This window comes from Hamadaea sp. NPDC051192 (assembly GCF_040682475.1).
GTDB classification, from domain to species: Bacteria; Actinomycetota; Actinomycetes; order Mycobacteriales; family Micromonosporaceae; genus Hamadaea; species Hamadaea flava.
The window spans coordinates 1-19,268 of record NZ_JBFBAZ010000144.1 but is presented as its reverse complement, the minus strand read 5'-3'; the positions used below and the strand labels follow the sequence as shown (position 1 = coordinate 19,268).

16 protein-coding genes are annotated in these 19,268 nt (G+C 70.1%); 7 read left to right on the top strand and 9 right to left on the bottom strand.

The features are described 5' to 3' along the window. Positions 1-69: 69 nt before the first annotated feature. Positions 70-2,517 (bottom strand): FAD-dependent oxidoreductase, encoded by a 2,448-nt coding sequence (locus AB0M47_RS35750; protein WP_363422065.1) that lies wholly within the window; start codon positions 2,515-2,517, stop codon positions 70-72. 89 nt (positions 2,518-2,606) lie between these two features. Here AB0M47_RS35750 and AB0M47_RS35745 point away from each other — a divergent pair, with 89 nt between their 5' ends. Beyond that, a complete protein-coding gene (locus tag AB0M47_RS35745) occupies positions 2,607-2,978 on the top strand; it encodes a hypothetical protein (RefSeq protein WP_363422063.1) in 372 nt (123 codons plus the stop codon). Positions 2,979-3,120: 142 nt separating this feature from the next. Here the strand turns inward: AB0M47_RS35745 and AB0M47_RS35740 are convergent, their stop codons facing one another. Then, positions 3,121-3,438 carry a hypothetical protein gene (locus AB0M47_RS35740; protein ID WP_363422061.1) on the bottom strand — a complete coding sequence of 106 codons (318 nt, stop codon included), beginning with the start codon at positions 3,436-3,438 and terminating at the stop codon, positions 3,121-3,123. A 102-nt stretch (positions 3,439-3,540) separates the two neighbouring features. Between AB0M47_RS35740 and AB0M47_RS35735 the strand changes: the two genes are divergently transcribed. Both AB0M47_RS35735 and AB0M47_RS35730 read left to right on the top strand, forming a co-directional pair. Next, on the top strand, positions 3,541-3,957 hold the full coding sequence (locus AB0M47_RS35735; protein ID WP_363422059.1) for a hypothetical protein: 417 nt from the start codon (positions 3,541-3,543) through the stop codon (positions 3,955-3,957). Positions 3,958-4,192: 235 nt separating this feature from the next. After that, the gene (locus AB0M47_RS35730) at positions 4,193-5,533 is read left to right on the top strand and encodes a hypothetical protein (RefSeq protein WP_363422057.1); all 1,341 of its coding nucleotides are present in this window, start codon (positions 4,193-4,195) and stop codon (positions 5,531-5,533) included. A gap of 7 nt (positions 5,534-5,540) precedes the next feature. On the opposite strand, the gene AB0M47_RS35725 is transcribed toward AB0M47_RS35730, so the two are convergent. Continuing rightward, the gene (locus AB0M47_RS35725) at positions 5,541-8,573 is read right to left on the bottom strand and encodes an EAL domain-containing protein (protein WP_363422055.1); all 3,033 of its coding nucleotides are present in this window, start codon (positions 8,571-8,573) and stop codon (positions 5,541-5,543) included. A gap of 97 nt (positions 8,574-8,670) precedes the next feature. On the opposite strand from AB0M47_RS35725, the gene AB0M47_RS35720 reads away from it, so the two are divergent. Both AB0M47_RS35720 and AB0M47_RS35715 read left to right on the top strand, forming a co-directional pair. After that, on the top strand, positions 8,671-9,444 hold the full coding sequence (locus AB0M47_RS35720) for a VOC family protein (protein ID WP_363422053.1): 774 nt from the start codon (positions 8,671-8,673) through the stop codon (positions 9,442-9,444). Positions 9,445-9,460: 16 nt separating this feature from the next. Continuing rightward, entirely contained in the window at positions 9,461-10,636 is a 1,176-nt protein-coding gene (locus AB0M47_RS35715) for a thiolase family protein (RefSeq protein WP_363422051.1), read from the top strand. Positions 10,637-10,816: 180 nt separating this feature from the next. Here the strand turns inward: AB0M47_RS35715 and AB0M47_RS35710 are convergent, their stop codons facing one another. The 6 genes from AB0M47_RS35710 to AB0M47_RS35685 form a co-directional block, all read right to left on the bottom strand. Continuing rightward, the gene (locus AB0M47_RS35710) at positions 10,817-11,551 is read right to left on the bottom strand and encodes an alpha/beta hydrolase (protein WP_363422049.1); all 735 of its coding nucleotides are present in this window, start codon (positions 11,549-11,551) and stop codon (positions 10,817-10,819) included. Continuing rightward, complete coding sequence (locus tag AB0M47_RS35705) at positions 11,548-12,573, bottom strand: DUF3626 domain-containing protein (RefSeq protein WP_363422047.1); 1,026 nt, start codon at positions 12,571-12,573, stop codon at positions 11,548-11,550. Before AB0M47_RS35705 ends, AB0M47_RS35710 begins: the two co-directional genes overlap by 4 nt. A 56-nt stretch (positions 12,574-12,629) precedes the next feature. Then, positions 12,630-13,712, bottom strand: coding sequence for an LCP family protein (locus tag AB0M47_RS35700; protein ID WP_363422045.1), 1,083 nt, complete (start codon positions 13,710-13,712; stop codon positions 12,630-12,632). Positions 13,713-13,851: 139 nt separating this feature from the next. Continuing rightward, a complete protein-coding gene (lon, locus tag AB0M47_RS35695; protein WP_363422043.1) occupies positions 13,852-16,182 on the bottom strand; it encodes an endopeptidase La in 2,331 nt (776 codons plus the stop codon). Positions 16,183-16,310: 128 nt separating this feature from the next. Continuing rightward, positions 16,311-16,736 (bottom strand): VOC family protein, encoded by a 426-nt coding sequence (locus AB0M47_RS35690; protein ID WP_363422041.1) that lies wholly within the window; start codon positions 16,734-16,736, stop codon positions 16,311-16,313. Positions 16,737-16,816: 80 nt separating this feature from the next. Beyond that, positions 16,817-17,254: an AraC family transcriptional regulator gene (locus AB0M47_RS35685; protein ID WP_363422039.1), complete on the bottom strand. Its 438-nt coding sequence runs from the start codon at positions 17,252-17,254 to the stop codon at positions 16,817-16,819. Between the two features lie 91 nt (positions 17,255-17,345). Here AB0M47_RS35685 and AB0M47_RS35680 point away from each other — a divergent pair, with 91 nt between their 5' ends. Both AB0M47_RS35680 and AB0M47_RS35675 read left to right on the top strand, forming a co-directional pair. Next, the gene (locus AB0M47_RS35680) at positions 17,346-17,909 is read left to right on the top strand and encodes a winged helix-turn-helix domain-containing protein (RefSeq protein WP_253754912.1); all 564 of its coding nucleotides are present in this window, start codon (positions 17,346-17,348) and stop codon (positions 17,907-17,909) included. Between the two features lie 6 nt (positions 17,910-17,915). Continuing rightward, positions 17,916-19,148 (top strand): MFS transporter, encoded by a 1,233-nt coding sequence (locus AB0M47_RS35675; RefSeq protein ID WP_363422037.1) that lies wholly within the window; start codon positions 17,916-17,918, stop codon positions 19,146-19,148. Positions 19,149-19,268 lie beyond the last annotated feature (120 nt).

Genomic DNA, 19,268 nt, shown 5'->3' with positions numbered 1-19,268 from the left:
GGAGTTTCCGGTCCCGACACACCGTCGACACCACAGTTAACTCCATGATCAACGGGGCGAGGTGGGGGGTTAGGGGCGGATGCGGGTGTGGGTGGGGTCGTAGAGCGGGCGGAGGGAGACGCGGGCGGGCTGGATCGAGCCCGCGATCTCCACGCTCCACTCGGCGTCGTCCAGGTACGCGGCGGTGACGGGACGGTCGGCTTCGACCATCGCGAGGCCGACCGCGCCGCCGACGGTGAACCCGTAGGAGGCGGCGCGCACATACCCGACCGGTACGCCGTCCCGCCGCAGCACCTCGCCGTGGAAGAGCAGCGGCTTGGGGTCGCTGAGGAGCACCTGGACGAGCCGTCGGTGCGGCGTACCGGCCTCCTTCAGCGCCAGCGCGGCGGAGCGGCCGACGAACGAGGGCTTGTCCAGGGCGACGGCGAAGCCGAGTCCGGCCTCGTACACGTTGTCGGTGTTGTCGATGTCGTGGCCGTAATCCCGGTAGCCCTTCTCCATTCGCAGGCTGGACAGCGCCTTCAGGCCCGCGTGCACGAGGCCGTGCCGCTCCCCCGCCGCGACGAGCCGGTCGTAGACGTGCAGCGCCTGTTCGGCCGGGATGTACAGCTCGTAGCCGAGTTCGCCGAGGTAGGTGATCCGGATGCAGAGGACCCGGGCGAAGCCGAGGTCGATCTCCTGCGCGGCCCGATAGGGGAACGCCTCGTTCGACATGTCCGCCGACGTCACGTCGGCCAGCAGCGCGCGGGACAGCGGTCCCTGGATGTTGATCTGGGCGTACGCCCCGGTGACGTCGGTGACGAAGGCGTGCGAGTCGGAGCAGAACCGCTGCAGCCGGGTCAGCACGTGCCGATGCGCGGTGTCGCTGGCGACCACCCAGAACCGGTCTTCGGCCAGGCGGGTCACCGTGAGGTCGGCTTCGAGGGTCGCGCCCTCGTTGAGCCATTGCGTATAGGTCAGCAGGCCGTCCTCAGTGGAGACCCGGTTGGCCGACAGCTCCTCGAGCACGGCTCCGGCGTCGCGTCCCTGCACGAGGAACTTCGCCATGAAGCTCATGTCCATGAGGATCACGCCCTCGCGGGCCGCCTTGTGCTCGGCTTCCCAATAGGGGAACCAGTTCTGCCGCCCCCAGGACAGCTCCTCCACAACCGGCTCGACGCCGGGCGGGGCGTACCAGTCGGGGCTCTCCCACCCGCTGACGTCCTTGAAGTACGCACCCTTCGCGGCCAGTCGCGAGTGGAACGGCGACACCTTGGCGCCCCGGGCGGTCTGCATCGAGCGACCCGGATAGTGCGTCTGATACACCATGCCCAGCGATTCGACCGTACGCGTCGCCCGGTATTCCGGATTCCGCTGGTACGGGTGCAGCCGGTCGATGTTGACACCGGTGACGTCCCAGTCGGGGCGGCCGTCGACGATCCACTGCGCGACCGCCCGGCCGAGCCCGCCGCCGGTCAGGATGCCGATCGAGTTCAGCCCGGCGGCCACGAAGTAGTTCCGCAGTTCCGGGGCCTCGCCGATGATGGGCGCGAGGTCGGGCGTGAACGATTCGGGCCCGCAGAAGAACTTCTTGACGCCCCGGTCGAGGGTGATCGGCACCCGCCGCATCGCCTTCTCCAGGTACGGCCCCATGCGCTCCCAGTCCGGGGGCAGTTCGCCGAAGGAGAAGCCGTCCGGGATGCGCCCGACGTTCCACGGCGCGCACTCGGTCTCGAACAAGCCGACCATCAGGCCGGCCCCCTCCTCACGGTAGTACCCGTAAGACGACGGGTCCTCCAGCACGGGCAGGTCGCCGTGCACCTCCGCGATCGGCTCGGTGATCAGGTAGTAGTGCTCGGCCGCCTGGAGCGGGATGTTCACCCCGGCCAGTTCGCCCAGCTGGCGGGCCCACATGCCGGCCGAGTTCACCACGTACTCGGCTTCGATGTCGCCTTCCGCTGTGCGTACCCCTTGAACTTGACCATGGGCCGTGAGAAAGCCGGTGACCGGAAGTCCCTCGATGATCTTGACCCCGCGCTGGCGCGCGCCCTTGGCGAGCGACATGGTCACATCGACCGGATTGACCCGCCCGTCGTCGGCCACGTAGAACCCGGCGAGCAGATCCTCCGTTTGCGCGAGCGGGAACAGCTCGTGGATCTCGCGCGGCGAGATCTCCTGGACGTCGACCCCGAGCAGGCGGTTGAACGCGGCGACCCGGCGGTACTCCTCCAGGCGCCCCTCGTCCGCCGCGACCTCGATGAACCCGACCTGCTTCAGGCCCGTGGCCAGCCCGGTCTCCGCCTCCAGGTCGCGGTAGAGGTCCCGGCTGTATTGCCGCCAACGGGTCGATGTCTCCGACATCGACCCGAACGTCACCATCAGGCCCGCGGCGTGCCACGTCGTCCCGGACGTCAGCTTGTCGCGCTCCACCAGCACCACGTCGGTCCAGCCGAGTTTCGCCAAGTGGTACGCGATACTGGTGCCGACGACGCCGCCACCCACGACGACGACCTGGGCCCTGTCCGGAATGCGTGACATGGACGCAGAGTGTAGCCGGGGAGCCTCTCGGGCGAGCCGCAAGGAGTGCGGTCAGCCCGCACACAGGCAGTCGGGATATCTTCATCGACATGGACGAGAACCGAGCCCGGCGCGTCGTCGACGCGCTCCGCGATCGAGGCGTCCCCGCCCACCTGTCCCTCGGCGGCGGCTTCCGCAAGGTCGGCGTACGCATCGCGCTGCCGGACGGCCGCGAGGCGCTCTGGGACACCGACGGCACGGCCGGACTGGAGGCGCAAGTTCTCCGGGACGGGATGCTGGTCGGCTTCGTGCCGCACATCGACGGCTCCGAGGACTTCACCGAGGAGCAGGTCATCGACGCGATCGCGCGGACCGACTACGACCAGCCGGTGGCGCGGCAGCGCAAGGAGGCGCCACCGCCGGAGCGACCGCTGCCGATGGAAGGCGGCTTCTTCCGCCGCTTCCGCGACGGCTTCCGCTGACCCTCCGTCCGCCCACCCCCCGCCCGACCCCCGCCCGACCCCGTTGATCATGGAGTTAACTGTGGTCTCGCCGGTGTGTCGAGGGGGCAAACTCCATGATCAACGCCGACGAAGCGGTGGCCGGCGGCTGGGCCTGGCTGCGTCAGTCGCCGAACGCTTTGGCGGAGACGACGCGCAGCCTGCCGTCCTGACCCGGCATCCGGGGAGCGCGGTACTCGACGTACAGCTGAGCGCCGACGCCGACGGTGACTGCGGCTTCGGCGGGCGCGTACTCCTTGCTGGGGGCTCCGGTGCCCGCTCGGGGGACGACGGCGACCCGGACACGGTGGGGACCGGCCGGGACCGGCACCGCCTCGGGCGCCCAGCTCACGACGGTACGCCGGACGCCGTCGACGACGAGGACCGGAACTGTGTCCTTGTAGGAGCGTGCGACCGCCCAGGAGGGCCTGGTGAAGGTCATCCGCAGGACACCCTGACCTAGCGACATGCCAATACTGTCCCACTTTGATGCAGTACGCGCAGGGCAAGCGCGCAAAGCATGTCGCGCCCTACAGTGGCGCCCATGCGAATGCCGATCTCGGTCGCGCGCTGGGCGGCCCTGCTGACGCTGCTCGGCGGATGCGCCTGTTGCTGCGGAAACTGGGCGCCGATCGGCCCCTCGCCGGACATCGAGGCGGCCGACGTCGTCGGGACATGGGTCAGCGATGAAGGCGCACGTATCACCCTTAACGGTGACATGACGTTCCGGACCGAGGGCCTCGCGAAATGCCTGGAAGGCGCGGAAGGCATCGACAGCAGCGGGGCGGGTACGTGGTCGCTGGGCGATCCGGAGACCCTCGACCCCTACCAGGACCTCCTGCTCAAGTACGCCCCCTACGGCGAGCATCTCCAGACGTGGCGGGCCCAGGAGGACGAGATCGTCTACCTGTGGGGCGACACCGACAACAGCGAGATCTGTTTCTTCGAACGCAGCACATGATCGGGTGATCGAAATCACGCGATCTGTCCGGATTAGATGATCGCCGATCCAACCTCGGCGGACTGATCAACCACGACGGCCACGCAGCGGCAGGTGGTGGCCCGTATTCCGGTGGCCCGTCGACAGGCGCCCGACCGTGCTTCACCGGTTCGGCGGACAAAAGGGTACGCATCGGCAGCGTGATCGACGGCGAGTCCACTGGCGGACCCTTCTGAGCTGCACAACGATGAGAGGGGTGGAGCAAGCCAGCACAGAAGATCACGATCATCAACCCGTCGACCTCGACCGGCTCCGGCGTACCGCTGAAACGGTTCTGCGAGGCAACTGGTCCGGCGACCACATGGTCCCCTCCCGGACCCTCTACCCCCATCAATGGAGCTGGGACGCGGCGTTCATCAGCATCGGACTCGCCCACCTCGCCCCCGACCGAGCCTGGCGCGACCTGCGCAGCCTCTTCACGGCGCAGTGGCCGGACGGTCGCGTACCGCACATCGTCTTCGACCCGGGCGTGAACGAGAAGGACTACTTCCCCGGCCCCGCCTTCTGGGACGTGCCGCCGCTGCCCGGCGGGCCGAGCCACATCCGCACGACCGGCATCGTCCAGCCGCCGGTGCACGCGCTCGCCGCCCGGATGATCCACCAGGTCGCGCCGGACGCGGAGGAGCTGCGCTGGCTCTACCCGCGACTGGTGGCCCAGCAGGAATACCTGCTCAAGCACCGCGACGCGGGCGGAGCGGGGCTGGCCAGCATCGTGCACCCCTGGGAGTCCGGTCTGGACAACAGCCCGTCCTGGGACGACGCCCTGGCCCAGCTGCCGGCCGACGTCCGGGTGCTCGACCGGTATCAGCGCCGCGACGTACAGGTCTCGGTCGCCACCCACCGGCCGACGAATGCCGACTATGCCCGGTACATCGCGTTGGCGGCGTCCTATCGCGACAACGGCTACCAGGACTTCGATCTGCTCGAACGGCACGGTTTCGTGGTCGAGTGCCCGGCCTTCAACGCGCTGACCGCCGACGCCGAACTGGCGCTGGCCGAGATCGCCGCGGTCGTCGGGGCCGACCCGGGCCCCCATCGGGAACGGGCCGCCCACATCACCCAGGCCATGGTCGAGCGCCTCTACGATCCCGAGACCGGCTTGTTCCACACGCTCGATGTGCGTACCAGCAAGCGATCGAAAGCCCGCTGTGTCAACGGCTTGATGCCGCTGATCCTGCCGGGACTGCCCGCGAGGGTCGCGGCCTCGCTGGCAGAGCAGGCCGCCTCCGCGCGCTTCGGGCTCAACCCCATACCGGTCCCGAGCTATGACCGCACGGCGCCGGACTTCGACCCGCTGCGCTACTGGCGCGGACCGGTCTGGATCAACGTGAACTGGCTGCTGCGCCGCGGTTTCGCCGGGCACGGGTACGCGGCCGAGGCCGAGGCCTTGCGCCAGGCGATGCTGTCGGTGGTGGACCGCTCGGGGTGCTTCGAGTACTTCCATCCCACGACCGGCGAGGGGATCGGGACGCCGGAGTTCAGCTGGACCGCCGCGCTGATCCTGGATCTCCTCGCGACGCCGCAGACGCACCTCTGAGAGACGGCTACCGGCCCGACAGCACTGTCGCTGGGGTGGCGGTCAGCCACTCCAGCGCCTGCTCCGCCGACAGCGGCGGGGAGAACAGGAAGCCTTGGCCGTAGCGGCAGCCGAACCGGGCGAGCATGTCGCGTTCGGACGGTCGCTCGATGCCTTCGGCGATGACCTGCAGGCCGAGCGTCTGGGCGAGCCGGATGATCCCGTCGACCAGCACCGCCTGCTGGCCGGACGAGGCGATCGTGCTGGTGAACAGCCGGTCGATCTTGAGTGCGTCGAGCGGGACGTGCCGCAGGTAGCTCAGCGACGAGTAGCCGGTGCCGAAGTCGTCGATGGCCACCCGGATGCCGGCTCGCCGCAGTTCGACGAGGTCGTCCCAGATCTGGTCGTCGTCGCGCAGCAGCAGGCTCTCGGTGATCTCCAGCAGGAGCCGGTCGGGGGGCACCCCGGCTTCGGCCACCGCTTGGCGTACGCCGGCGACGAAGCCGGGCGATCGGAACTGGTGGACGGACACGTTGATGCTCACGTAGGGCGCGTCCCGGGTGGCCCGCTGCCACGCCGCGGCTTCGGCGAGCGCCTGGCGCAGGACCCAGGTACCCATCGGCACGATGAGCCCGCTCTCCTCGGCCACCTCGATGAAGTTGTCCGGCAGCAGCCGGCCGCGTTCGGGGTGCTCCCAGCGGACGAGGGCTTCGAAGCCGGCGGTCAGCCCCGAGCGCAGGTCGACGATCGGCTGGTACTCCAGGGTGAGCGCACCCGCCGCGACGGCCTCGTCCAATGCGGCTCGCAGTTCCAGCCGGCGCACCATCGCCGTGTGCAGCGACGGGTCGTACCGCCGCCACTGGCCCTTGCCGGCGTTCTTGGCGACGTACAACGCAAGGTCGGCCTGCCGCAGCAGGTCCTGCCCGTCCGGGTTGTCCGCGCTGGTCGCGACGCCGATGCTGGCCCGGCCGGAGACGACGCGCTCGTCGATGGTGAACGGCTCGGCCAGCGCTTCGATGATCCGTTCGGCGATCTGGTCGATCGCCTCGACGCTGGGCGCGTCGCCGATCAACGCCGCGAACTCGTCACCGCCGATGCGGGCGGCGGTGTCCTGCGGCCGCAGGGTCATGGTGAGCCGTCTGCTCACCTCCAGGAGCAGCCGGTCGCCGTACTCGTGGCCGAAGGTGTCGTTGACGATCTTGAAGTCGTCGAGGTCGAGGAAGAGCACTCCGACGACGTCATCGGTGTCCTGCGCGGCGGCGACGGCCGCCCGGATGCGGTCGTTGAGGAGCACGCGGTTCGCCAGGCCGGTCAGCGCGTCGTGGAAGGCGAGGAAGGTCAGCTCGGCCTGCAACCGCCGCTGGTCGGTCACGTCGCGCATGGTCAGCACCAGGCCACTGACGGTGGGGTCCGTGCGCAGGTCGCGGCAGGACGCCTCGACCTGCACCTCGATGCCGTCCGGGCGGCGTACGGTCCAGTCCGCGGGCACGTCGCCGCCGCATTGGGCGAGCATGCGCGCCAGGTCCGCCTCGGGCACCGCCAGCCGCTCGCTCAGGCGTACGCCGCCCAGGTCCGTGCCGAACACGGTCCGCGCCGAGGGGCTCGCGTACCGGATGTGGTCGCCGTCCGGTTCCAGGATCAGGATCACGTCCGTCGTGTTCTGCACCAGCGTGCGGAAGTACTCCTCGCTGGTCCGGCGGGCGACCTCCGCGCCCAGCAGGATCCGCTCCATCGCCAGCGCGGCCTGGGCCGCCACCAGCTCCATCGAGATCTGGATCTGACCGAGGGGCATCTCGTCCGCCGCCACCAGGAGCACGCCGATGGTCGGCTCGCCGGAAAACCGCTCCGGCAGGCCCATCGGGCAGATCAAGGTGATCTCGAAGTCGCCCAGCGCCGCGGCCACGTCGGGCGGCAAGGTCCTCGTGTAGGCCAGCCGTGCGCCGTCCGCGGGCTGGCGCGCGAACAGATCGGGGGCACTGCCGTCATTCATCACCACGTGTACGCGGTGAGGTGTGCCCGGGGCCAGCAACTGAGCGGCGGCCAACCGGAGCGCGGACTCGACTTCGGCGGTGGAGGTGGCCGAGAGCAGCGCGCTGCCCGCCTCGCGGATCCCGCGTCCGCGCAGGGTGTTGCGCCGATAGCTGTTGATCACGCCGAACAGCCGAACCAGGGCCAGGACGAAGGTGGCGCCCAGGAAGACCACGATGACGACGTCGTACTCCGAGCTCTGCCCGGTGATCGTCTCGATCAGCAGGAGCACCAGCGGGACGAGCACCAGCAGCGACAGCCACAGCTGACGGCGTACGCCCATCTGCCGCGGGCGCACCGCCCGGGGCTCGGTCAGCTGGACCATCGACGGGTGCAGAGCGGCCGCGCCCCAGCACGCGTAGAAGACGATCCAGCCGATGTCGACCGGCCCGCCGGTGGACCAGTCCCCGTTGAGCTGGGCCAGCCCGTAGAGCACGTCGGCCGTCAGCGTCCCGCCCAGACCGACCAGGAGCAGCACCGAACTCGGATTCGGCCGGATCGCCGTCACCAGGCGTACGCCGACCAGCAGCAGGACCAGGTCGCCGAGCGGATAGCCGATCGAGATGAACCGCTGGAGCGTGGTGAGGTCCGGGGCCGTCAGCCGAGGGCCGATCAGGTAGAGCCAGCCGAGCAGGCCGATGGCGACGGTGACGATCATCGCGTCCAGGGCGGCACTGCGGTTCTGCCCGCCGGAGCCCGACCGGGTCAGCCCGAACACTCCGATGCCCAGGAAGACGAAGGTGATCAGGTAGAGGAAGTCGGAGATCGACGGAAACGGGTTCTGCTGGCCGCCGTACCGGACGAGCATCTCGTACGCGAAGTCGCCGGCGCAGAAGGTGGTCAGCGCCAAGGCCAGCCACAGCCAGGGCGCACGCCGCCGGGGCCGATTGCGCCAGACGCCGAACAGGATGGCCGCTGCCGCGCCGAATCCGATCAGCGACCAGATCACGACATGCGCGGACGGCAGGGCGTAGAACGCCCCACCTAGCACGAACATGCCGACGGCGTACGCCAGCATCACCCGGTCACGCATGCGCGGCTCATTCTGCCAGGAATCCGAAATTTATCCCAATGATCCATTATCCCCGGTTGTGCGGTGATCAACCAACCTCGCTGCGAGAATCGGACCCATGAAGGTGACGAAGCCCCTGGTGGGCCGACCCTGCTACGTCGAGCTCTCGACCTCCGACACCACCGCCGCCACCCGCTTCTACGGCGGCCTGTTCGGCTGGACCGCGGAAATCGATCCGCGCGCCGAGGCGGGCGGCTACGGCATGACCAAGCTCGGCGACGAAGCGATCGGCGGACTGTCCCCGCTCATGCAGCCGGATCAGCCGGTCGCCTGGACCATGTCGATCGGCGTCACCGACGTCGACGCCAGCACCGAGGCCGTCCGCCGAGCCGGCGGGAACGTGCTCATGGAGCCGGTCGACATCTTCGACTCCGGCCGGTTCTCGTTCGTCACGGATCCGAGTGGCGCGGCCTTCTCACTATGGCAGGGCCGGGCCTTCCCCGGGTCGGAACGCATCGACGAGGACGGCACCCTGGTGTGGACCGAGCTGGCGACCCGGGACACCAAGGCCGCTCGCGACTTCTACTCCACCGTCTTCGGGTGGTCGGCCACCGACGGGGACATGGGCGGCGAGACCTACACCCAGTGGGGCCTGGACGGCCAGGACTTCGGCGGCATGATGGAGATGGCCGGGCACTATCCGCCCGAGGTCGGGCCGCACTGGCTGCTGTACTTCGGCGTACCGGACGTCGACGCCACGGTGGCCCAGGCGGAGCAGCTCGGCGGCACGATCATCGTCCCGGCCAGCGACATCCCGGACACCGGCCGATTCGCCTCCATCCGGGATCCGCAGGGAGCGGTGTTCGCGGTCTACCACTCCACCCAAGGCTGACCTTACGCTTGGCGGCGTGACCGAGGTCTTCCTGCTCGACGCCGTCCGCACCCCGTTCGGCCGCTACGGCGGCGCCCTGTCCGGCGTACGCCCCGACGACCTGGCGGCGCACGTCCTGCGTACGGTCGCCGACCGCACCGGACTCGATCCGGCGACCGTCGACGAGGTCTACCTCGGCGACGCCAACCAGGCCGGGGAGGACAACCGGAACGTCGCCCGGATGGCCGCGCTGCTGGCGGGCTGGCCGACGAGCGTACCGGGGACGACGGTCAACCGGCTGTGCGGCTCCGGGCTCGACGCGGCGATGCAGGCGTCGCGCACGATCGCGGTCGGCGACGCCGATCTGATCGTCGCCGGCGGCGTCGAGGCGATGAGCCGTGCCCCCTGGGTCATGCTCAAGCCGGGCAAGGGATTCCCGCAGGGGCACGAGACACTGCACTCGACCACGCTCGGCTGGCGCATGGTGAACCCGGCCATGCCGCCACAGTGGACGGTGTCGCTCGGCGAGAGCACCGAGCTGCTCGCGGGCAAGTTCCAGATCGGCCGGGCCGAGCAGGACGCCTTCGCGTTGCGCAGCCACCAGGCCGCCGACCGCGCCTGGACCGCCGGGTTCTACGCCGGTCATGTGGTGCCCGTCCCCGGCACGACCCTGGACCGTGACGAGAGCATCCGCCCCGACACGACACCCGAGGCGCTGGCCAAGCTCAAGCCGGTGTTCCGCCCGGACGGGACGGTGACGGCCGGCAACGCCTCGCCGCTCAACGACGGCGCCTCCGCGGTACTCCTGGGCTCCCAGGCGGCGGCCGACCGGCTCGGGGTCACCCCGCTCGCCCGGATCGCCGGACGCGGCGCGGCCGCCGTCGACCCGGACGTGTTCGGCATCGGGCCGGTCGAGGCGGCCGAGACCGCCCTGCGCCGGGCCGGCATCGGCTGGTCCGACCTCAAGGCGGTCGAGCTGAACGAGGCGTTCGCCGCCCAGTCGCTGGCCTGCCTGGCCAGCTGGCCGCAGCTCGACCCGGCGATCGTCAACGTCAACGGCGGCGCGATCGCCATCGGCCATCCCCTCGGCGCGTCCGGCGGACGCATCCTCGGGCAGCTGGCCTACGAACTGCGGCGGCAGGGCGGCGGCTACGGCCTGGCCGCGATCTGCATCGGCGTAGGCCAAGGCCTAGCCATAGTCCTCGAAGCCTGACCCCCCCCAACCCCACCCTCCCCTCCCCCCACCCCCCGCCGCCCCCCTCTCTCCCCGTTGATCATGGAGTTAACTGTGGTCTCGACGGTGTGTCATGACCGGAAACACCATGATCAACGCAGCAAAGCGGGGCGGCGGGCGCGGTGGGGTGGGGGGTGGGGTGACGTGGAGTGTGCGGGGTCAGCCGCGGAGGAAGTCCAGCACGAGCGGGTTGAGCCGTTCGGGGCTCTCCAGGCTGGGCAGGTGCCCGGCCCAGTCGAGCGACACCCGCTGCGTACCCGGGATCTGCTCGGCGACATGATCGGCGATGTTCGCGAAGACCTCGAAGTCGTGATCGCCGGAGACGGCGAGCGTACGCGCGGTGATCGCACTGAGGTCGAAAGCCTCATGACGCGGCCCCACCTCGGGGGCGTCGATCTGAACCTCGAAGGCGTTCCGCTGCATGATCGCGACGAGAGCCTTCGTCTCGTCCGTCGCCAGCGGCCCGAGCCAGGCACGCACGTTCAGCTCGACCGCAGCGTCCAGGTCCCGCTTCTCCAGCAGGGCTTCCTCCTGCTCGTCGAACTCGTCGGCGTCCGGCGTCGAGGGGAATCCGCGCAGGGCCGAACAGAGCAGGACGAGCGAGGACACCCGGGACGGCCACCGGGCCGCGATCTCCAGCCCGACCCGGCCGCCCATCGAGGCGGCGACCAGGGAGAACTGGTCGATTCCGAGCGAGTCGACGAGGGCGATGACGTCCTCGGCGTTGTTCCATTCGCTGGTCGGCATCGGGCTTTCGCCGAAGCCCCGGAAGTCGGGGCGGACCTGGGTGAAGCCGGGGGTTTCGAAGGGCTGCCACATCCGGCGGTCACAGACCGAGGAGTGCAGCAGGACGAGGGCGGGACCGTCACCGGTGACGTCGTACGCGAGAGTCATACGTTCCTTTCAGGGGGTCGCCCGAATGCGACCAGAGTGTGCCAAAGATACTTGATCAACTGGAGGACCTCGAGGTCGGCCCCGAAGTTTGCCCAGTTCCCGGGCGTACGCACGATGGACTGGGCAGCTCGGCCGACGACCTCGGCATCGAAGCTCTCCACTCCGAAGAGCGCACACACGTGGGCGGCGAACGGGGGCGCCTCCGGCCCCCGGAACTCGTCGTCCATATCGGACGGCGAGAGCGTGAAACCGCGGTGCCACAACAGCTCGATCCCGGCGTCGGCTGCCGCCTTGGCCAATGCGGACCCCGTGACGGTGCCCTGGAACGAGGGGTCGGCGACGATCGCCTCCGCGTCGGTGGCGAGGTCGACCACCCCGTGCACCTGGGCCTCGATGTAGTCGTCGAGCACGCGGCCGGCCGCCGCCGGGTCGAAGCGTTGCTCGGGCAGCCCGCGGAGCAGCTCCGTCGAGCCGCCTTCCGCCAGGTACGCCGCGAGAACCGGTTCGAAGGCGGCCGTCGTCCCGATGTCGGCCGGGCCGAGGTGGCTGTCGTGGAAGGTGAACGTGCAGCGGTCGTTGACCTCGGGCCGCAGCCGGACGTGGCAGGAGCCGAACCGGGGCGCGGCGCCGTCGGCGTACCCGCCGAGGTTCAGGGCGCCGTATTTGGGCCGGTCGGCCGAGCGCACGCCGTCGCCGTGGTACGCCGCCCCGAACAGGGTCAGCTCCCAGCCGTCGCGGTCGCCGCCGAGGAACGCGGACCGGCTGCCGTTGGAGATTCCGGTCTCGTACTGACTCCGGTAGCGACCGTCGGCCGCGAGCGCCTCGGCGACGGTCAGCCCGCCGATGGCGATCCGATCCGGGTGGAAGTTCAACGTCACCCGCCCGTACGCCCGGATCAGCGCGATCAGGTCGCCGGCGTCCGGCACGTCCCGCAGCCGCTCCTGGGCACCCGATGCGGCGGCCCGGGCGACACCGGTGACGTGGGCCAGGGCGGCGGCGTTGGCCGCGGACAGATCACTCACGGGCCGAACGACATCATGCCCGGCCCGTGAACTGCAACCCGTTATCGCTGGCGAGGCTATCCCTGGGGCGACCCGACGTTGACGTACTTCTTGTTCGCGGCCGCCCACGCGTCCAGCTTGTCCTGCCGCAGCGCCTGGAAGTAGCTCTTCTGCGGCCCGCTCGACAGGTTCTCCCCGATGTAGCGGCTGCCGCTGTACGCCCCGCTGCCGGGCAACCCGACCTGCGTGATCGACTGCGGTGTCAGGTTGCGCAAGGCGTACGCCAAGGCCACCGGCTGCATCCCGACGACTGTAAGCATCTCGCCGAGCGCGCCCACCACCTTGTCGATGGAGGCCGGGTTGCTCAGGAAGTCGCCCTGGAGGATCTTGCCGACGGCGGCCTCGATGATCTGGCGCTGGTGCCGCTGACGCGTGTAGTCGCCACCGTTGGTGTACCGCTGGCGGGCGTAGTCGAGGGCCTGCCAGCCCACCATGTGCATATTGCCGACGTTGTAGGTCATGCGCGGCCCCGAGTAGCCGTGCTCGCACCGCGAGCACCCGGGCCGGACCTTGCCGTCGGGCTGCCGGTGGATGGAGACGACCTTCTGATCGACGTAGACGTCGATCCCGCCGAGCGCGTCGACCAGCTTGGTCAGGCCGCGGAAGGTGAGCACCGCGCCGCCGTCGAACTTCGGGATGCCGGTGTAACCGCTGACCGTCTTGGCCATGAGCTGGTAGCCCTGCTGGACGCTGGGCTTCTTCGTGCCCGGTACGCGGGAGCCGTACATCATGGCGTGGGTCAGCTTGGTGCGTTCACCGCCGAACTTCGCAGGCGGGAACGCCGGGACGTTCACGACGAGGTCCCGGGGCAGCGACGTCAGGTACGCCTTCGACAGATCGGCGTTGACGTGCAGGATCATCAGCGCGTCCGACCGCGGGATCCAGTTCGGGATGCTCTCGCGGTTGTCGATCCCGGCGATGAGGATGTTGAGCGGGCCCTTGATGTCGACGCCGGCGGGCGGCGTCGGGCTCACCTGAACCGAGGGCGAGGGCGACACCGCCGACGCCGACGGCGCGGCCTCCGGCTTCTTGTCGTCCGAGGTGCAGGCCCCAACGCCAAGCAGCAGCACAGCGGCGGCGAGATACGCGATTCGGCGCATGAAGCGGCCCTCCCCAGGGTCGTGGTGGAGACACCATACGACGCGCCGGGCAGGGCCGCTCGGCTGTCTGGGCTGGATCAGGGTTCTCGGTCGAATCCTCGCTCAAGATTCGACCGAGAACCGTGATCCAGCGCCGGACTCAGACCGTGACCAGGTCGCGATCGTCGTTGATCGAGGCGGCCGGCGCGAGCGCCAGCTTCAGGACGTCCGCGACGTCGGCCAGCACGTGCACCTTGAGCACGTCCCGCACCTCGGTCGGCAGATCGTCCAGGTCCGGCTCGTTACGTGCCGGGATGATCACCTCGGTCAGCCCCGCACGGTGCGCGGCGAGCAGCTTCTGCTTCACCCCGCCGATCGGCAGGACCCGGCCCGCCAGGGTGACCTCGCCGGTCATCCCGAACTCGGGGCGTACCGGGCGACCCGCGGCGAGCGAGGCCAACGCGGTCACCATGGTGATGCCCGCGCTCGGGCCGTCCTTGGGCACCGCGCCCGCCGGAACGTGCAGGTGGATCCGCTTGCCCGCCAGCACGTTCGGGTCCAGCCCCAGCTCACGGCCGTGCGAACGCAGGTAGGACAGCGCGATGTGCGCCGACTCCTTCATGACGTCGCCGAGCTGGCCGGTCAGGGTCAGCCCCGGCTCGCCATCCATCGCGGTCGCCTCGATGAACAGCACGTCGCCGCCCGCTCCGGTCACCGCGAGACCGGTGGCCACGCCGGGCGTCGCGGTCCGCTCCGCCGACTCCGGGGTGAACCTCGGCCGGCCCAGGTAATCCTTCAGCTCGTCGGCTCCGACACTGATCGGCTCCGCGTCGGAGGCCAGCTTCACGGCAGCCTTACGCAGGATCTTCGCCAGGGCACGTTCAAGCTGTCGTACGCCTGCCTCACGGGTGTGCTCGGCGGCGACCATGCCCAGTGCCTCGTCCGTGACGGTCACCTCGTCGGCGGTGAGCCCGGCCCGGTCGAGTTGCCGCGGCAGCAGGTGATCGCGGGCGATCGCGACCTTCTCCTGCTCGGTGTAGCCGTCCAGGGTCACCAGCTCCATCCGGTCCAGCAGCGGGCCGGGGATGCTCTCGACGACGTTCGCGGTCGCGAGGAACAGCACGTCCGACAGGTCGAGGTCGACCTCCAGGTAGTGGTCGCGGAACGTGTGGTTCTGCGCCGGGTCGAGGACTTCCAGCAGGGCCGCGGCCGGGTCGCCGGCGTACCCCGCCGACACCTTGTCCACCTCGTCCAGCAGGATCACCGGGTTCATCGAACCGGCTTCGCGCAGCGCCCGGACCAACCGGCCCGGCAGAGCGCCGACATAGGTACGCCGGTGGCCGCGGATCTCCGCCTCATCGCGTACGCCGCCGAGCGAGACGCGGACGAAGTTCCGGCCGAGCGCCCGGGCGACGGACTCACCGAGGCTGGTCTTGCCGACCCCGGGCGGCCCGGCGAGGGCCAGGACGGCGCCGGAGCCCCGTCCGCCGACGGTCTGCAAACCCTTGGCAGCCCGGCGATTGCGTACCGCGAGGTGCTCAATGATGCGGTCCTTGACGTCGGACAGCCCCGCGTGGTCGGCGTCGAGCACCGCCCGCGCCGCGGCCAGATCCGTGTCGTCCTCGGTACGCGTGTTCCACGGCAGGTCGAGGACGGTGTCGAGCCAGGTCCGGATCCAGCCCGCCTCCGGCGTGGCGTCGGAGGCCCGTTCGAGCTTGTCGACCTCGCGCAGGGCTGCCTCGCGTACCTTCTCGGGCAGGTCGGCCGCCTCCACGCGGGAGCGGTAGTCCGCCGAGCCCTCGGGCTCGTCCTCGCCCAGTTCCTTGCGGATCGCGGCGAGCTGCTGGCGCAACAGGAACTCGCGCTGGGACTTCTCGATCCCCTCGCGGACGTCGTTGCCGATCTGCTCGGCGACCTCCTGCTCGGCGAGGTGCTCCCGAGCCCAGCCGATGAGCTGCTCCAGCCGGTGAGTCACGTCGGCCGACTCCAGCAGCTCCATCTTCTGCGGCAGGGTCAGCCAAGGGGCGTACCCGGCGGTGTCGGCCAGCTCGGCGAGGTCGGTGATGCGGTCGACCGCGTCGATGACCTGCCAGGCACCCCGCTGCTGAAGCAGGGAGGTCAGCAGGGCCTTGTACTCGCGGGCCAGCTCACGGGTCTTGCCGGTGACGGGGGCGTCGGTGAGGACCTCGGCTTCCACCCACAACGCCGCCCCGGGCCCCGGTACGCCGGAGCCGATCCGGGCGCGGGAGACGCCGCGGAGAACGGCGGCGGGTTCGCCACTGCCGGCCAGCCGGCCGGACTTCTCGATGATCGCGGTGACGCCGTGCGTCGCGTAGTCGCCGTCGAGGCGCGGCACCACGAGGAGGGTCTTGTCGCCGGCCGCTCGGGCCGCGTCCACGGCGGCCTGCGTACCGGAGTCCAGGGTCACGCTGATGACCATGCCGGGCAGGAGCACGGCGTCGTTCAGGGAAAGGACCGGGAGGGTGGTCATGGGAGCACCTGCCATCACGTTAGTTGAGCGTGACAGGCTCAAGTCCTCCCGGTCCGTTTCTGTTCCTGCGCCGGGTTCGGGTGTGACCCAGGCCACTCAGCTCACTTTCGCCGGCGGTCGGCGGCGGTTCACTGAAGATCAGCCGGGTCGAACTGCTTGGGCTGGACGAGGACCAGCCAGTTGCCGGAGTTGTCCCGCATGACCGCCTCCACGCCGTACGGACGGTCGGAGGGCTCCTGGAGGAACGTCACGCCCTTGTCCACCAGCTCTTCGTAGGTCTTGCGGCAGTCGTCCACGCGCAGGCCCAGCCCGCCCATCTCGCCCTTCTCCAACTGGCGGCGATAGAACGCGGCAGCCTCGTCGTTCAGCGGCGGACCCGGAACCATCAGCGTGACCTCCAGCTCGGGCTGGCTCGGGTGGCCGAGCGTCACCCAGCGAAAGCCCGCCATGGTGGCGTCGACACGCGTTTCGAAACCGAGCACGTCCACATAGAAGTCGCGAGCCTTGTCCTGGTCGAGGCAGTACACCGTGACCAGCGAGATGTTCGTAATCATGGGTTCACCGTAAGCCGGAGCCCCGGTCGGGCCGCTTCTTTCAGATTGCTCGGCTGCGCCCCAGCGCGCCCCGCCGTGTCTCAGTTCGCCCGATCGGGTCCGGCGGTCTTCGTGTGGTCGAAGACTCCGCGCATGAACAGGTAGCAGCCGGGCATGTGCGGCCCGCCGCGCTCGGCCCACCGGTTCCGGTACGCCGTCGGCGTCTCCCCCACGAGCTGGGTGAACCGGGTGCTGAACGAGCCGAGGCTGCTGAACCCGACGATCATGCAGATCTCGGTGACCGTCAGGTTGGCCACCCGGAGCAGGTCCTGCGCCCGTTCGATGCGGCGGCGGGTGAGGTAGCGGATCGGCGTCTCCCCGTAGGTCGCCTCGAAACTGCGCGTGAAATGGAACTTGGACACCCCGGCGACCGCCGCGATCTGCTCCAGGCCGAGCGGCTCCTGATAGTGGCGGTCGATGTGGTCGCGCGCCCGCCGCAGATGCGCCAGCAGCTCGACCGGCACCGTTCGCTCTCCCACGTCGTAACCATCTCACACGCTGCCGACATCGAACATTGTAAGATCCAGTAGGAACCTTGTGTAATTCTGCGGATCTTTCTACCGTCTTCTCATGACGCGCGACATCACCGATCCGGAGATCCTCAAAGGGCTGGCCCAGCCGATCCGGCAGAAGATCTACCGGCTGCTGGCCCAGATCGGCCCGGCCACCGGCGGTGAGCTGTCCAAGCGGCTGGGCACCGACCCCGGCCAGACCAGCTACCACCTGCGGGAACTGGCCAAGCGCGGGTTCGTCGAGGACGTGCCGGAGCTGGCCCGGGATCGTCGCGAACGGTGGTGGCGGCTGGTGCCCGGCGCGGTCTCCTGGTCCAGCCTCGAACTCGCCGGCCCCGAGGGTGCGGCGGTGGCGTCGGCGGCGAAGGCCCAGATGGTGATCGACGAGTTCGAACGCGTACGCCGCTATGAGCAGTCCCGTGCCGACTGGCCGGCCGAGTGGCAGCAGGCCGCGATGAGCAGCGACTCCTTCCTCCGGCTCACCGCCGCCGAACTCGCCGAGCTCAACCGCGAGCTGCTGACGGTCGTGCAGGACTGGGCCGCGCGTACGCGAGACCTCCCGGTGGGCGGCGACCGCCAGAACGTCTTCCTCTTCCTGCACTCGTTCCCCGAAAGGCCGTGACCCCGCATGACCGCCGTGCTCGACACCCCTACCCCCACCGTCGTCCCGGCCTATCGGGTCGCCCAGTTCCGGCGGTACGCCACCGGCCAGGCGGTCTCCGTCCTCGGCGACCAGGTCTGGTACGTCGCGCTCTCCTGGGCGGCCGTGCAGATCGCCTCCCCCGGGGTCGCCGGGGTGCTGCTGTCGGTCAGCGCGCTGCCCCGGCTGGCGCTCATGCTCTTCGGCGGCGTCCTCGTGGACCGCCGGGATCCGCGTCGGCTCATGGTCCACAGCGACGTCGTACGCGGACTGATCTGCGTCGCCGCCGCGGCCGTCGCGGTGTGGCAGCCGAGCGTATTGCTGCTGGTCGTGGTGGCCCTCGCGTTCGGCGCGGCGGACGCGGTCTTCCTTCCCGCCGCCGGAGCGCTGCAACCACGACTGCTCGACCCCACCCAGTACGCCGGAGCCAACGCCCTGACGTCGACGGTGAACCGGCTGGCCCTGACGTTGGGCGCACCGCTGGGCGGCATCCTGGTGGCGACCGGCGGCCTGCCGACGGCGTTGGCGGTCAACGCCGTCACCTTCGGGATCTCCGTCCTCGCCCTTCGCTCGCTCCGACCGGCTCCGGCCGCCACGAAGTCCACATCGGATGGATCGAAGAGCGGTCTGCGGGAAGGGTTGCGGTACATCGCCGGGCACCGCGTACTGCGGGCGACACTGCTCGTCGGACTGCTCGGCAACCTCGGATTCGTCGGCCCGATGAACGTCGGCCTGGCGCTGGCGTCGCAGTCGTCCGGCTGGGGCGCGACCGGCGTCGGCCTGCTGCTGTCCGGCTTCGGCGTCGGCGCCATCCTGGCCGGGCTCGTCATGCTCCGCCGCCGCCCCGTACGCCACATCGGCCCGATCGCCGCGGTGTGCTTCGCCCTTCAGGGAATCGCCGTCGTCATCCCCGCCGTCACGAACAGCCTCCCGCTCGCCGTCGCCGCGACCGCCGTAGCCGGGCTCACCAGCGGACCGGCCGGCATCCTGCTCGGCTCGCTGACGCAGTCCGCCACCGATGACGCGTACCGGGGGCGGGTGTCGAGCGTGAACTCGCTGGCGAACCTGGGTCTCACGCCGCTCGTGATGGCCGCCGCGGGCTGGGCCGCCGACCTGTTCGGCCTGGTGCCCGCCATGGCGGTGAGCGGCGCACTCGAACTGGTCGCCGCCGTCGGCTGCGTCGCGCTCCCCGCGCTGCGAACCGCGCGCCTCCCCCGCTGACCCCGCTCGCCCCGCTCGCCCCGCTCGCCCGCTCGCCCCGCTCGCCCGCTCGCCCGCTCGCCCCGCTCGCCCGCTCGCCCCGCTCGCCCCGCTCGCCCCGCTCGTTGATCATGGAGTTTC

What these genes read in the sequence shown, in the direction of transcription:
- AB0M47_RS35750 (WP_363422065.1), bottom strand. Translation starts at nt 2,517, where the DNA reads ATGTCACGCATTCCGGACAGGGCCCAGGTCGTCGTCGTGGGTGGCGGC.
- AB0M47_RS35745 (WP_363422063.1), top strand. Translation starts at nt 2,607, where the DNA reads ATGGACGAGAACCGAGCCCGGCGCGTCGTCGACGCGCTCCGCGATCGA.
- AB0M47_RS35740 (WP_363422061.1), bottom strand. Translation starts at nt 3,438, where the DNA reads ATGACCTTCACCAGGCCCTCCTGGGCGGTCGCACGCTCCTACAAGGAC.
- AB0M47_RS35735 (WP_363422059.1), top strand. Translation starts at nt 3,541, where the DNA reads ATGCGAATGCCGATCTCGGTCGCGCGCTGGGCGGCCCTGCTGACGCTG.
- AB0M47_RS35725 (WP_363422055.1), bottom strand. Translation starts at nt 8,573, where the DNA reads ATGCGTGACCGGGTGATGCTGGCGTACGCCGTCGGCATGTTCGTGCTA.
- AB0M47_RS35720 (WP_363422053.1), top strand. Translation starts at nt 8,671, where the DNA reads ATGAAGGTGACGAAGCCCCTGGTGGGCCGACCCTGCTACGTCGAGCTC.
- AB0M47_RS35710 (WP_363422049.1), bottom strand. Translation starts at nt 11,551, where the DNA reads ATGACTCTCGCGTACGACGTCACCGGTGACGGTCCCGCCCTCGTCCTG.
- AB0M47_RS35700 (WP_363422045.1), bottom strand. Translation starts at nt 13,712, where the DNA reads ATGCGCCGAATCGCGTATCTCGCCGCCGCTGTGCTGCTGCTTGGCGTT.
- lon (WP_363422043.1), bottom strand. Translation starts at nt 16,182, where the DNA reads ATGACCACCCTCCCGGTCCTTTCCCTGAACGACGCCGTGCTCCTGCCC.
- AB0M47_RS35690 (WP_363422041.1), bottom strand. Translation starts at nt 16,736, where the DNA reads ATGATTACGAACATCTCGCTGGTCACGGTGTACTGCCTCGACCAGGAC.
- AB0M47_RS35680 (WP_253754912.1), top strand. Translation starts at nt 17,346, where the DNA reads ATGACGCGCGACATCACCGATCCGGAGATCCTCAAAGGGCTGGCCCAG.
- AB0M47_RS35675 (WP_363422037.1), top strand. Translation starts at nt 17,916, where the DNA reads ATGACCGCCGTGCTCGACACCCCTACCCCCACCGTCGTCCCGGCCTAT.